This window comes from uncultured Campylobacter sp. (assembly GCF_963517995.1).
In the GTDB taxonomy this organism is placed as follows: Bacteria; Campylobacterota; Campylobacteria; order Campylobacterales; family Campylobacteraceae; genus Campylobacter_A.
In genome coordinates this window covers 1-13,734 of record NZ_CAUQHQ010000058.1, presented here as the reverse complement: position 1 = coordinate 13,734, position 13,734 = coordinate 1, and the positions used below count along the sequence as shown (strand labels likewise).

Genomic DNA, 13,734 nt, shown 5'->3' with positions numbered 1-13,734 from the left:
CGTTAAACATCTCATCCAGCTCAAAACTCGGTTCGCTAAAAGCCTGCAAGCCCCACTCCCGTCCTGCGCGCAAAATCTCGTGCGAAAACGCCGTCGCCTCGGGGCTAAGGCCGCTTTGGTTGGCAAATCCCCACAGCCACGTGTCGCTCACCTTTGACTCGCTGCCGATAAGCTGTATCTTATAAATTTGATCGCCGAAAGCTATCTCGCAGCTGTCAAAATCCGCGTTCCAGTCGAGATCGCCTACGATATCCGCAAATCTATTTTGCACGGTCGCCATCTTGCCCAGAGTCGCCGAAAACACCTGATAAAAGTCCGAAAAATCGCTTACGTAGCGTAAATTTCGCATTTTTGCTCCTTTAAATTTGGTTTGCGAATTATACCGTTTAAATTTTAAATCCGTCCGAAGAAATTAAATTTTTATTTTAAGCTTAATTAAAAGATAGTATAATTTCATAAATTTTATCTCAAATTTAGGAGCAAACATGGACATAGTCGAGAGATTTTTGCGCTATACGAAGATCAACACCACCACGAACCGCGAAGCGGGCGCGGCGGGCATCATGCCCTCAAACCCTACCGAGCACGATCTGGCAAAACTGATAGAAAGCGAACTAAAGGAGCTCGGCCTGCAAAATATAAAAAGACGAGAAAACGCCATAACTACGGCCGTTTTGCCGTCAAATTCCGCCAAAAAGCTACCGTCCGTGGCGTTTTTTGCGCACCTTGACACGAGCGCGGAGCAAAAAACCGACACGAAAGCGCAAATCGTGCGCTACGAGGGCGGCGACGTCACGCTAAATAAAGAGCTAGGCATAACGCTAAAACTTAGCGAATTTCCGGAGCTTGCTAACTACGTCGGAGACGATCTCATCGTAACGGACGGCACCAGCCTGCTAGGCGCGGATGATAAGGCAGCGATCGCCGCCATCGTAAACGCAGCGCAGTTTTTCGTCCAAAACCCGCAAATCGAGCACAGCGACGTGACGTTTGGCTTTTTACCCGACGAGGAGCAAGGCCTGCGCGGAGCCAAGGCGCTTGACGTCTCGGAGATCAAGGCCGACTTTGCCTACTGTCTTGATTGCTGCGGCATAGGCGAGCTGATTTACCAAAACTGGAATGCCGGCGACGCGGTCGTGACCTTCGTCGGGCAGTCCGCGCATCCGATGAACGCCAAGGGCAAGCTGGTAAATTCACTACTACTTGCGCACAAATTTATCTCGATGCTACCCGGCGGCGAAGCACCCGAATACACTGACGGCGTCGAGGGCTACTACTGGGTCAAGGAGCTATCTGGCAACAGCGCAAAGACCGTGCTAAAGCTCGACGTTCGCGAATTTAATGAGGCAAAATACGCGCAGCGCATGGCGTTTTTACAAGATCTTTCCGACTCGTTTGCTAAAATTTACGGCGCTCACAGAATTCAAATCAGCCTAAAAGACCGCTACAAAAACGTATTTAACTACCTAGCGGGCGGCGAAAACAGCCTGCCAGTCGTCGCGGCAAAACAAGCCTACGCTCGGCTAAACATAAAACCAAAAGTCATCCCGATGCGAGGCGGCTACGACGGCGCCGTCATCTCGGAAAAGGGCGTACCGTGCCCAAATCTCTTTACCGGCGCGCACAACTTTCACTCCATCTACGAGTACCTGCCGGTAAAATCGCTATGCGCGGCCAGTAACGTCGTCTGCGAGATAATTAAAATCATAGCCGAGAAATAAACCGGGTCAAATTTGAGGGCGAATTCGCTCTCAAATTTTAAAAGTCAAACTGAAATTTACGTGCTTTTTGAAAATGCCGGTTTTTAAATTTATGCGCTTTTTAGTAAGCGTGCTTTGCGCTCAAATTTTTAGGCTGCTTTTTAAATTTGCGATCCGTCGCCGAGACGAATTTAGTTCGGCTCACTCGGGCTTGCGGCGGCGTTTTGCCCGAGTGAGTAGCGTAAATCCGATCGGGGTCAAATTTGCAACCGCCTTTTATCTTACGCTCCGATACCCGCCCCTTTACGGCGCTAACCCAAATTTACGTCAAATTTAACCCGCTCTCCCGAATTTAAGCTCGCTTTGCGTAAACGTGAAACGTGAGAAAATTTAATAAAAGCCATTTCTGACGCTAAGCGCGGTTTTGGCGATCGGCGCCGATTTAGACGCGCTGCAAAAGGAGTGCAACGGCGGAAACGGCGCAAGCTGCTACGAGCTTGGCGTCTTGTACGATAACGCTAGAGGAGGAGCCGCGCAAGACTACCAAAAAGCGACCGAGCTCTACTCAAAGGCTTGCAATCTAGGTAATGGTGCCGGCTGCTCAAATTTAGGCTTTTTATACGATAACGGAAGCGGCGTGGCGCAGGACGGCAAAAAAGCCGCAGAGCTTTACGCCAAAGCCTGCGACATAGGTAGCGGCGGCGGATGCTACGACCTAGGGCTATCTATACGCGCAAAGGCGAGGCGTCAAAGGGGACGCAAGCGCAGCCGAAAAATACCTCAAAAAAGCGTGCGAAATGAAGCCCAAGCTAACCTGCGACCGCTATAAAGATTTTACTCGAAAATAACACTGACCGCCTTTGCGCGTTAAATTCGGCTCGGTAAATTTGATAGAAAAAGCGCATACCCAAGAGAAACGACGCGCACAAGGATTAAATTTAGCTAATTTTCTAAAATTTAGAGATCTAAAAAGGGCGACAAATACCCTCCACGTAAAAAGTCGGCAAAGCGCCGACTTTATCAAATTTAGCTCCGTAAATTTAGAGCATAAAAAACGCTATAACGCACACGGCTATCGCCATCGCCGGAGCCGTTCGCTTGGCTATCTCGACCGGGCTAACCATCGCAAGACCGGCGCACACGATCGCTGCACCCGCGATAGGAGACGACGAGCGGCCTAGTGCGCCCGAGATCGCAGCGGCCATGCCTAGTTTATCCTGCGCGAAGCCCAGATCTGCGGCGTGAACGGTGATAGCTTGGTTAAACGCCATAGTAGCCGCATCCCCAGAGCCCGTAACCGTACCCATGAGATACGGCACGAAAGTACCGCCGTAGCGCACAAACTCCTGAGAGTGTTTTAGCCACTCGGTGACTGCGCCGATCGCGCCGCACGCCTGTAGACCCGCGACGAAAACGCCCGCAGCGATGATGATACCCATGACCTCGGCGTATGCGCTGCCCATACCGTTAAAAAACTCTTTGGTGATCTTTTCCGGGCTCGTCCACGTGATGAAAACCGCGATGATAGCGCCAAGGATCATAGCCTCGGCCACGCCCATATTCATCCAGCCAAAATACTTAATCGCCACAAAAAGGCCGTAATGGTCGCCGAAAAATTTCTCGACGCTAACGTCTCGCGGATCGCCCAGCACCGCTACGATACTATTTAAATTCGTTAAGAAAAAATCTCTAGCGTAGCTACTTATTACCGCGCCTACGACGAGGATAACTAGCGGGATGAGAGGCGCTAAAGCAAAGAGCAAATTTACCTTCGTCTGCGTCGCTTCAGCCGCGCTACCTGTAGATTTAGGCGAAAAATCCTGTCCTTTTTGATAATCTTTAAGGACTATCGCCGTTACGCTAAGCACGATCAAGACGACTATGCCCGCGGCAACGGCGTTTGGAAACTGCACGCCGATGACGTCTTGGATGGTGTATTTAGGCGCTGCTTGAGTAATCTTGCCTGCGGCAAGCAAAGCCTCGTTAGCTTTATTTACCATGTCGGTCACGAAGACGTTGTGCGCCGAGCCCGGGCTTAGCACGCCGCCAAACGTACCGGCAAACACTGCAGCTCCCGCCATCGCAGGACGTACGCCCGACGCCATCAAAAGCGGTATCATCGTAGCCCCGACCGCAGCCGAACAGCCCGCGGCCGACGGTATCGCGATGTTGATGAGATAGGTGAGCACGAAAGTAGCCGGAATCAGCAAAAATCCGATATTTTTCATCGGTTTGGTGAGTAGCAAAACTAGGTGCTGGTCGCACTTAGTCACCTTCATAACGTAGGCAAAGCCCATGCTGGCGCAAATCGCCTTGATAAGGCCGGCCGAAGTCATCGACTTCGTAAAGCTCTCAAGCGCTCCGAGCGGATTTAGACAGACGACGCACAGCACGAGTCCCACGCCGATGAGCACGGTTTTGGTCTCTCTTTTTTTGACCAATAAAAATACGACGGCGATCAAGCCTATGACCGCACAGATTAGCTTAGCAGTAGCCATTTTTACTCCCTTTCGTTTTGTGTTTATTTCAAATTTAGATCAAAATTACGCCGCCTGAGTTTTGCGCGCTAAATTTGAGTCAAATTTAATCTTTTCGTTAAATTCGCCGATAAGCGTTTATCTAAAATTTGCGGGCCTCTAAAAAGTGCTCCTCAAATTTGAGATTTTCGCCAAATTTTGCCAAATCATAACGAATATTTTAAAGAACGTTTTGCCGATTTTAGCCCGCTCGTTAAATTTGATCGCGAGCCAAACGGCTAAAATTTAAAGCTCTCGCCGACTTTTATGAGCTCGGTTTCTTTTTGATACGCCATTTTTAAGACGCAGCTTTCATCCATGCCCATCACGGTTGCGTTTTCGCCCTTTATCCTTAGAGTCGTACCTTCAGGTAGCGCATAGATCAGGCTTTTTTGATTTACTATCAAAAACTCTTCCAGCCTCTCCTCCCTACTTTCGCCGTTATGTCCGGCGATCTTGCCGCTGATAAAATGCGGATTTATCTGATGCGGGAAGATATTTAACGCGCCAAAGCTTTTTGGCATAATGATAGGCATGTCGTTTGTCGTCATTATCGTGCTTCCGGCGACGTTTGCGCCAGCGCTCCAGCCAAAATACGGCACTCCAACCTCTACTCTTTGCTTAATTATTTCAATTAAATCGAATTTATAAAGATAGTAAAGCAACGCAAAGGTATTTCCGCCGCCTATACAGATAGCTTTAGCCTCGGCTACGGCGCGCTTTGGATCGCTAAATTTATGGATAGACGCGATATTTTTATATTTTAGTCGGTCGATGACTTTTTGCTCGTATTCGTCGTTCGTGCGCCTTACTCCGGCGTACGGGATAAAAAGCACCTGCTCGCCGTAAACTCCGCACTCTTTTATAAAATCATGCACCCAGTTTTTGCAGTGTCTAAGATAGCCCGTATCTTTGTAGCTAGAACTGCTTAAAAGCAAGGCTTGCTTCATAAATTCCTCCTAAATTTAAAAATTTCGTCTAAATGAAAATAAAAAGTGTAACTTAAAATATAAAAATAATATAAAATATTTTTTTAAATGAAAACTTTAAAACTATATGCTAAACGAGCTTAAAGACAGATAAAAAATGATAATAATTTCAGAACAAATAATATATATGTTTAGAAATAGCGCGTAAAATTCAGCATCTCGCAAGCCGCGAGGTTATATCATTATCAAATTTTAACGAGAAAGGGCAAAAATGACGCAGTTTGACGCAAGAAACGTCAGCATGGTGATGGATTTTTACGAACTTACGATGGCGGAGGGGTATTTTAAAAGCGCGGATCAGCCGCGCGTGGCGTTTGATGTTTTTTACCGCAAAGTGCCTAGCGGCGGCGGTTTTGCGATATTTGCAGGACTTGAGCAAATCATTGAGTACGTAGAAAATTTTCGTTTTGAGGATAGCGACGTAGAGTATCTGCGTTCGTTAAATTTATTTAGCGAGGATTTTTTGGATTACCTGCGTAAATTTCGCTTTAGAGGCGATATATACGCATTTGCCGAGGGCACGATCATCTATCCGCAAGAGCCTTTTATGACCGTCGTGGCCTCGCCTATCGACGCGCAGCTCATAGAAACCGCGATCCTATCGCAGATAAACCACCAAAGCCTCATCGCGACCAAAGCTAGGCGCATCGTAAAAGCCGCGGACGGCAGAAGCGTGTTTGACTTCGGCGCTAGACGCGCGCATAACTTCGACGCGGCCGTATATGGCGCTAGAGCGGCCTATATCGGCGGCGCGGACGGCACAGCGACGGTTTTGGCGGCTAAGGCTTTTAGTATACCGACGACCGGCACGATGGCGCACAGCTGGGTGATGTATTTTGGCGACGAATTTGAAGCCTTTAAGCGCTATGCCCTGCTCTATCCGGGCTCCGCTTCGCTGCTCGTAGATACCTACGACGTGCTGCATAGCGGCGTGCCAAATGCGATAAAAACGGCAAAAGAAGTGCTTGAACCTATGGGTAAGCGTCTAAAAGCCGTTAGGCTAGACTCGGGCGACCTAGCGTATCTATCTAAAAAAACCCGCGCGATGCTAGATGCGGCGGGGCTACAAGACTGCAAAATCATCGTCTCAAACAGCCTGGATGAATACACCATCGCCTCGATTTTAACCCAAGGCGGACGCATAGACGGCTTTGGTGTGGGCGAGCGGCTGATAACGTCAAAAAGTGATCCGGTTTTCGGCGGAGTCTATAAACTAGTCGCAGTCGAAAAAGAAGGCATTTTTAGCCCGCGTATAAAGGTCTCGGAGGCCGTAGAAAAGATGACTAATCCGGGTCTAAAAAAGGTCTGGCGCATATATAAAGGCGGTCAAGCCGTCGCCGATTTGATCACGAACGCGGACGAAACGCCCGACCTCTCAAAACCATACCGCTACATAGATCCCGATAGGCCGTGGAAGGAGCTGTATTTTGAGGGTTGCACGGCGCGGCAGCTACAAAATCTAGTCGTAAAAGACGGCAAGCGTGTGAGCGAGAAAGTAAATTTAGCCCAAATCAGAGACTACGTAAAAAAGCAGCTCGAAAATGAAATTTGGCAGGAGGAGCAGCGCTTTGAAAACCCGCACAAACACTACGTCGATATGAGCGTGGACTACTACGAGATGAAGATGAACCTGCTAAAACGAACCAAAAAATAGTCGCGCGGGGCTTAAAGCGCTAAATTTGCAGACGTTTTAGTAGCGGGCTTGGCCTAGTAGGCGCGGCTACAAGCTGCGGCTAGCGGTTTTGCGCCGCAAGGCTAAATTTAGCAGGGCCAAACACTCTTGTACGTATGGCTATCGCGAAAAGTTCTAAATTCGCGGCCGGCTAATTTAAGATAAATTCGGCCTTAAATGAAGCGTAAATTTACGCAGCCGATTTTACGACCAGTAGCAAAACCGAATCTAACGCGTAAAAAATGCGGCTTTAGGCGCTTGTTTAGCAGGCGTAGAGAACAAAGCCATAATTTGACGGCGGTTTTGAGCTGAAGTTAAATAGATTTAAAGTCTCTAAGCCGTGCCGCATAAATTTAAATTTGATAATGCGGCGGCTAAATTTGCGCGAAAATTTGCCGCTAAAGCTAAATTTAGCTCAAGACTAAGCGGTCTAATTTAACGAAATATCTCCAAAACAAGTCCGCCAAAAATCTGTTTTGGCGGTTAAATTTACCTTTAAACCGCCAAAAAGCCGAAATTTAAATTCAAGCGCTAAATTTGCCGCTCGAATTTAAACTGAAAAACGGGATCTAAAAGCCTAAGCCTCTATCGTCGCGGGCCTATCAAATGCCGTTACGCTCGGCAGTTCGCCTTTAAATTTCTCGATCTGCGCCATGCTCGTGTGCGCGGTGTTGCTTTGCGATAGCTGCGAGCTCGGTACGTCCCTAGTTAGCACGTTTATGTTGCCGTGCTTGCATAGGCTGCGCTCGCCCCAGACGGCCGGGTCGTACCACGCGCCCTCGCTCACGATCACGACGTTATCTTGCGCGGTATCGCTTACCAGCGCGCCGCAGAGTATCTCGCCTCGGTAGTTGTAGATCCTTACCACGTCGCCCGTTTTGATGCCGCGCGCCTTTGCCGTGGCGGGGCTAATTAGCGCGGGTTCGCGGCCTGCGATCTCGGCGTAGTTGCGGATGAGCGAGCTGTTTAGCTGCGAGTGGAGCCTAAATTTAGAGTGCGCGCCGCTGATGGCGATAGGATACTTGCTCACGTCGCCGCCCAGCCACTCAAACGGCTCCATCCACGTCGCGTGCGGCGGGCAGTCGGCGTAACCTAGCTTTTCGACCGCCTCGGAGTAGAGCTCGATCTTGCCCGACGGGGTTTTTAGCGCGTTTTTCTCGGGATCGGCGCGGAAGTCAGCGTAGTTTGTGAAGTACATCTTGTTCTCGTCCACTTGATCAAATTTGACGTAGCCTTTCTCCCAAAACTCCTCAAATTTCGGCATCGCTATACCCATGCCTTCGGCTTGCTTGGCGGCGTTTTCGTAGATCTCGCGCACCCACTCAAGCTCCGTTTTGCCTTCGCTAAAGGCCTGCTCGTACTCCTCGCCCCACTGCGCGCAGATGAGCCGCGCGATCTCAAAGTCGCTCTTGCTCTCGCCCGCGGGCTTTACTAGCGGCTTAATAGCAAAAAGGTACTCGCTAGTCGAGTTTGCGAACTCTATATCCGTGCGCTCGCACTCAAGCGCCGCCGGTAGCACGATGTCGCTGAGCCTTGCCGTACTCGTCCAAAAGGGCTCGGTGGTGATGATCGCTTCGATCTTGCGCACCGCTTCTACCGCGCGGTTGGTATCGGGATGGCGGGTGAAGGTCGAGCCGTTGGCGTTAAACATCACGCGGATGTGCGGCATGACGTACTTCTTGCCGTTGCGCTCGATTTGCTTGCCAGGCTCCATGATCGCATCTATAAGCCTGCTGTTTGGTATCTCGTGATATTTAGCCTTAGCTAGCTTGCCCTGCGGGGCGATGTATTTTTCGTTTACCGCGGGATTAAAGGCCTGAAGCTTTGGCGCGGCGAAGCTAATGTCGGCGTTTTTATGCATCTGATCGTTCATCACATAGCCGCGCCCCGTCTTGCCGATGTCGCCTAGCATCGCCGCTAGCGTGATCAGCGCCCAGTACGCCATCTCGCCGTGGTGCTGTCGCTGTATCGCGTAGCCCGTGACTATTAGCGTGTCTTTTTTAGCTAGCGTATCAGCTAGGCTTTTTAGCTCCTTTTCGCTCACGCCGCAAATTTTGCTCGCCCATTTTAGATCTTTTTTCACGCCGTCTTTCGCGCCTGTGAAATAATCCTTAAATTTATCGAATCCGACCGTGTAGCGCTCTATAAATTCCTTGTCGTAAAGCCCGTTTTCGTAAAGATAATCGCAAAGCCCGATCAGCATCGCCGTATCGGTGCAAGGGCGCACGGCAAGATACTGCGCGCCGAAATACTCCGCCGTTTCGTTGCGGTAAACGTCCACGCTGTAAATTTTCATCTCGCCTTTTTTAAATTTCTCTTTCATAATCTCGTAGTAGGCGTAGGAGTTGTGCATCGGCACGCCTATAGCGATCTTGTTTGAGACGACGGGATTCGTGCCCCAAAATACGATCGTTTTGGCCTCCTTTACCACGCCCTCCCAGCGCGTCGGAGCATGCGTCGGATCGATCGAGCCCGTCACGTGAGGCAAAAACGCCGTCGCCGCGCCGTATGAGTAGCCGCCAAGCTCGCTTACGTAGCCTCCTAGCGCGTTTAGCATGCGCTTTGCGGTGCGCTGCGAGTGGCCGACCTTGCCCAGACTACCCCACTGATAAAGCTGCCCGTATATGGCCTCCGAGCCGTATTTGTCGAGGTTTTCTTTTAAAATTTTGGCGCTTAGCTTTATCGCCTCGTCCCAGCTAACGCGCACGAAGGGCTCTTTACCGCGAAGCTGCGGCTTTGGATCTGCAGGATTTTCGAGAAAGCTTTTGCGCACGTATGGGTATTTCACGCGCGTTTCGTTTTGGATATGATCGCTTAGGGCGTTATTTAGCACTGTCGGCATCGCGTCGCCCTCAAAGGGCTCGGTACCCACGACCCTGCCGCCGATGGTTTGGACGTAAAACGCGCCGAATTTATTCGCGCAAAGCCCCATCTGCTCGTCAAATATCGCCTGCGCCGCCGCGTCAAACTGTTTTGCTTGCGCCGATGCCGCCGCGAGCGCGCCTAGTTTTAGAAAATCTCGTCTTTTCATGATTCTGCCTTAAATTTAAATTTGATTGGTTGATTTGGTTTAAATTTAGCGGAATTTATGTGGTTAAGTTTTGCATCGTTTGCCTTTTATCGTATTACGCGACCTCGCGTCTTGGCGGTGATTTTACGAAATTTAGGCTTAATTCTCGTTTTAAAGGCGGTTTTCAAAATAGCGTAAATTTAGGCCAAATTTGATAATATCTCATCAAAATTTAAAGGAAGCAAATGTCAAATTTAAAAGCCGAATTTGAGATAAAGCCTAGCGCCGAGTATAAAGCGATGACGCGCGAGGTGGGCAAGATAGTCTATAAGGGCGATAAATTTATGCAAAACATACGTATATGCGACTTTGCGGCGTCGGCTCTTGGCATGTTTTTTATCACGCTTTTGTGCGTCAAATTTTACTTCAGGGAGCTTAGCGACTTGCTTAGGGATTACGGTTTTAGCGGCGTGGAAAATCTAGCCTACCTATCGTGGATGGCCGCGTTTTTTACTCTGCTTTACGCTACTGGGCTACGGCCTTGGCTGCTTACTAGCGCGCTGATAAATAAAGCAAACTACGGCGAATTCGGACCAAAAAGCGTGATCTTAGAGGATGGGTTTTTCGTGCAAAAAAGCAAATTCGGCGAGGGCAGATATTTTTATAACGCCATCAGCCACGCCCGCTATGTCGGTAGTTTCGTCGTCGTTATCATCGCAAACTCCATGTTCTATGCCGTGCCGCGCGAGGCTTTTTCAGACGGCGGTGCGGAGTTTTTAAGCGAGATAAAAAAGCGCGCGGGACTAGACGCGTAAAATAAAATTTAGGATTTAAAATGAGCGAATTTGACGAGTTAAATTTACACGAGCCGTTTTTAAAAGGGCTGCGAAATCTAGTAAGCGGCAACCAAGCTAAGCCTGAGGATTTGGTAGAAATTTCGCACGAAATTTTTGATTTTGAAGCGATGGCAACCGTGACGTGGGAGTTTTACGGCAAGCGCGAAGAGAGCAAAATCGCAGGCGGCGCAAAGGAACAGATACATTTCGGCGACGACGTGCGCGGCTACGAAAATCACGCCAGAGAGTGCTTGCTACAGGCTAGAGATAGCGCCGATTTGCACGAAATTTTACTTGCCGAGCTACGCCAAGACGCAAAAGAAGCCGTCGCAAAATCAGGCGGTACGGTTAGGTATTACGATTTTAAGCCCTTTAGCATGAGCGAGCGCTGCGACAACTGCGGCGGCGACGGGCAGACGAGATGCGGCGAGTGCGGCGGACGAGGCAAAAAAACCTGCTCCAGCTGCGGCGGACGCGGACGACAAAGCTGCTCTACGTGCGGCGGTAGCGGCGGCGTAAATCGCCCTCACACGCAGTACAACTCCGACGGCAGCACCTACGTGACGTATCGCTACGAGAGCTGCTCGTCGTGCGGCGGTAGCGGTTCAAATACCTGCTACGGCTGCTCGGGATCTGGCACGGTAAGGTGCGGCGGCTGCGGAGGGTCCGGCTACGTGCAGTGCGCCCAGTGTAGCGGACACGGGTACTTTACCACGGTAGCAAACATCGGCGCCTACGCGAAACCCGGCGTAAATTTACGCATAAAATCACGCGCTTATGCCGACGAGCTTTTGGACTTTTTATGCGCTCGCAGCTGTAAATTTATCTCACAGACGATACCTTTTTATCAAGACGAAGAGAGCGGCGGAGAGGATTCGCACCTGTTTTCTTACGTAGGATATAGCGCGATAACGAGGCTAAATTTTATACTGCTTGGCAAGGAGTACGAGGCGGTGGGCTTTAGCAACCCGCCCTATGCCTTTATCAGGCCGCCCTTTTTCGACGATCTTTTCGCGGACGAGATAATGATGCTAGAAAAGATTGACGCCGACGGCAAGATAACTAGACGCGAGGCGTTTAAATTTTTCACGCGCTACTGCTCGCAGCCAGCCCTTGACTCCGCGCTAAAGCGTATCGCTAAAACAGACGGCGCGCAAAACGAGGCCGCAAACGCCGTGATAGAGGCCTGCGACGGCTACATCTCAAGGGGTGCGGCAAGCAAACTGGGCGAAACGATGAAAAAATGCCTAAATAAAATCTCTCCCGTTTATTCGCCTGCAGTTTGGTTTGGTCTGGGGTCGCTATTTTGGCTGCTTGCGCTAGTTTTTACAGCGGGATTTTTGGGCGAAAATTTAGCCGATCGCTACATCATGGCGCCTATTTATACGCTTATATTTTTGGCTATTTGCGCGGGCATGGCTTGGTGCGTCTTGGCGCCTCTTAGCGCGCTGGTTACGCTATTTCGCCGAAGCTCCGTGCCTAAAGAGTACCGCCAAAACATGCGAAACAAAGAGGCTTTTTCACTATTTTTTAAAATTTTATCGGGCTTTGGAGCCCTCGGCGCGATCTACGGCGCGATATCGAGTTTTGGCTACGCTCCGACTCTTACGGCGCTTGACGAGCGCTTTGAGGCATCGCGCGGCCTGGAAGCCAAATTTCGCGAGATAACGGCTAAATTTGACGGCTCAAGCGAGACGGCGCGCGAAACAAACTCCACCGATGCCGCCAAAACCGTGCCAAGGATGACGCAAAAAGATAAAATTTTATACGTGCAAAAGGCTATCGGCGTCAAATCTGACGGCATCATGGGCGCGCGCACGCTCAAAAAGGCGCAGGAGTTTTTGGACGCAAATTTGACGAACGCGGATGAAATTTACGAAGCGATAAAAGCAAAAGAAGCAAGCCGCGGAAAATAATCTGCGTAAATTTTGAGGACGAGATACCCAAAATCAACCGAGACGGAGGGTCTGCGGGCAACGGCGCTTGGGTATACGAGGGCAACGAGCTCAAGCCAAAATACGGCGTAAACTCAAGCAACACTTGGGTGACACAAGGCAACGTCGTCAAGCCCGATTTTGGCTCAAACTCAAGCAACACTTACGACATAAACGGAGCTCCTATCGCCGTCATAATAGGGCAAGTATGCCTAAAACTGTGGTAACGCGAGACAAATTTGGCGAGTGCGTGAAGTACGCTCAAATCGCACTCGCCGTTTTTTAGCGCGCTATTGCGGTAAATTTGACTCGGCTTAAATTTAGCGCTCAATTTTAGCAACTGTCGCGAACTAAAATTTAAAACAACTCCGCGTTTTTGTCGCTATTCCACACATACTCCATCGCCCGAGCGATACGCTGCGCCCGTTTATTTATCATTTTTACTTGCTTTTTGGATGGATTTTACGCGAATTTTGGTTAAATTTCGTCTTAAATTTTATACTGGACTTTTGATTTAAATTTTAAAAGCAAATTTTTGATATAAATCATCAGAATTTTACGCTAATTATGATAACATTTCCCAAAAATAAAGGAGAAAAGATGAGCCATAATCACGAAACCGTATCTAAACAAAAACATCCGACCAGCAAGCTAGTTCGCGTCTGCGACGCCGTCGCTATCACGTTTTACATCATCATCGTAGGCGGCTTTTACCTCTACATCAGCCGCAACGTCGGCATACAATACGATTATTACGAAAAATCGTTTGTTTTTTGTCTACCTTACGTCATCTGGTTTGCGACGACGCTAGCGATGATTTACGTTGCCTTGGTGCGCGAAAAGCTTAAAACGCTCTAAACGACGATAAATCTGTCGCCCAAAACCGCTAAATTTATAAAATTTGCGATTTTTGGCAGTAAAATTTGAATTGTTTTGGATTATTCGCTTTTTTGCCGTAAATCGGGTACTTTTCGACTACCAGACTAAATTTGTACTTTTTATACGCGCGCTTTTGGCGGCTGATTTTGTAAATTTGTTTTTCACGCATCTTTTAGGCACGGTACCCAGGAATTTGAC

10 protein-coding genes are annotated in these 13,734 nt (G+C 49.2%); 6 read left to right on the top strand and 4 right to left on the bottom strand.

The window, feature by feature from the left end; all coding sequences use genetic code 11:
• A partial coding sequence (locus RYL88_RS07175; RefSeq protein ID WP_369011031.1) for a DUF6882 domain-containing protein occupies nt 1-349 on the bottom strand: 349 nt, incomplete at its 3' end.
• Nucleotides 350-485: 136 nt separating this feature from the next.
• Between RYL88_RS07175 and pepT the strand changes: the two genes are divergently transcribed.
• Both pepT and RYL88_RS07165 read left to right on the top strand, forming a co-directional pair.
• Nucleotides 486-1,721 (top strand): peptidase T, encoded by a 1,236-nt coding sequence (gene pepT, locus RYL88_RS07170; protein WP_314990148.1) that lies wholly within the window; start codon nt 486-488, stop codon nt 1,719-1,721.
• Between the two features lie 403 nt (nt 1,722-2,124).
• Nucleotides 2,125-2,529, top strand: a complete 405-nt coding sequence (locus RYL88_RS07165) for a tetratricopeptide repeat protein (protein WP_314990146.1) — start codon at nt 2,125-2,127, stop codon at nt 2,527-2,529.
• A gap of 211 nt (nt 2,530-2,740) precedes the next feature.
• On the opposite strand, the gene dcuC is transcribed toward RYL88_RS07165, so the two are convergent.
• Nucleotides 2,741-4,198, bottom strand: a complete 1,458-nt coding sequence (gene dcuC / locus RYL88_RS07160) for a C4-dicarboxylate transporter DcuC (protein ID WP_314990144.1) — start codon at nt 4,196-4,198, stop codon at nt 2,741-2,743.
• A 257-nt stretch (nt 4,199-4,455) separates the two neighbouring features.
• Nucleotides 4,456-5,166, bottom strand: a complete 711-nt coding sequence (gene pepE / locus RYL88_RS07155; RefSeq protein WP_314990142.1) for a dipeptidase PepE — start codon at nt 5,164-5,166, stop codon at nt 4,456-4,458.
• 250 nt (nt 5,167-5,416) lie between these two features.
• Between pepE and RYL88_RS07150 the strand changes: the two genes are divergently transcribed.
• Nucleotides 5,417-6,859 carry a nicotinate phosphoribosyltransferase gene (locus tag RYL88_RS07150; protein WP_314990140.1) on the top strand — a complete coding sequence of 481 codons (1,443 nt, stop codon included), beginning with the start codon at nt 5,417-5,419 and terminating at the stop codon, nt 6,857-6,859.
• Nucleotides 6,860-7,454: 595 nt separating this feature from the next.
• Here RYL88_RS07150 and RYL88_RS07145 read toward each other — a convergent pair.
• Complete coding sequence (locus RYL88_RS07145; protein WP_314990138.1) at nt 7,455-9,908, bottom strand: molybdopterin-dependent oxidoreductase; 2,454 nt, start codon at nt 9,906-9,908, stop codon at nt 7,455-7,457.
• A 224-nt stretch (nt 9,909-10,132) separates the two neighbouring features.
• Between RYL88_RS07145 and RYL88_RS07140 the strand changes: the two genes are divergently transcribed.
• The 3 genes from RYL88_RS07140 to RYL88_RS07130 all read left to right on the top strand — a co-directional run bounded on the left by RYL88_RS07140 (nt 10,133) and on the right by RYL88_RS07130 (nt 13,515).
• A complete protein-coding gene (locus RYL88_RS07140) occupies nt 10,133-10,702 on the top strand; it encodes a YcxB family protein (protein ID WP_314990136.1) in 570 nt (189 codons plus the stop codon).
• Nucleotides 10,703-10,722: 20 nt separating this feature from the next.
• Nucleotides 10,723-12,639: a hypothetical protein gene (locus RYL88_RS07135; RefSeq protein ID WP_314990134.1), complete on the top strand. Its 1,917-nt coding sequence runs from the start codon at nt 10,723-10,725 to the stop codon at nt 12,637-12,639.
• Nucleotides 12,640-13,257: 618 nt separating this feature from the next.
• A complete protein-coding gene (locus tag RYL88_RS07130) occupies nt 13,258-13,515 on the top strand; it encodes a hypothetical protein (protein ID WP_314990132.1) in 258 nt (85 codons plus the stop codon).
• Nucleotides 13,516-13,734 lie beyond the last annotated feature (219 nt).

What these genes read in the sequence shown, in the direction of transcription:
- RYL88_RS07140 (WP_314990136.1), top strand. Translation starts at nt 10,133, where the DNA reads ATGTCAAATTTAAAAGCCGAATTTGAGATAAAGCCTAGCGCCGAGTAT.
- RYL88_RS07145 (WP_314990138.1), bottom strand. Translation starts at nt 9,908, where the DNA reads ATGAAAAGACGAGATTTTCTAAAACTAGGCGCGCTCGCGGCGGCATCG.
- RYL88_RS07130 (WP_314990132.1), top strand. Translation starts at nt 13,258, where the DNA reads ATGAGCCATAATCACGAAACCGTATCTAAACAAAAACATCCGACCAGC.
- dcuC (WP_314990144.1), bottom strand. Translation starts at nt 4,198, where the DNA reads ATGGCTACTGCTAAGCTAATCTGTGCGGTCATAGGCTTGATCGCCGTC.
- pepE (WP_314990142.1), bottom strand. Translation starts at nt 5,166, where the DNA reads ATGAAGCAAGCCTTGCTTTTAAGCAGTTCTAGCTACAAAGATACGGGC.
- RYL88_RS07135 (WP_314990134.1), top strand. Translation starts at nt 10,723, where the DNA reads ATGAGCGAATTTGACGAGTTAAATTTACACGAGCCGTTTTTAAAAGGG.
- pepT (WP_314990148.1), top strand. Translation starts at nt 486, where the DNA reads ATGGACATAGTCGAGAGATTTTTGCGCTATACGAAGATCAACACCACC.
- RYL88_RS07150 (WP_314990140.1), top strand. Translation starts at nt 5,417, where the DNA reads ATGACGCAGTTTGACGCAAGAAACGTCAGCATGGTGATGGATTTTTAC.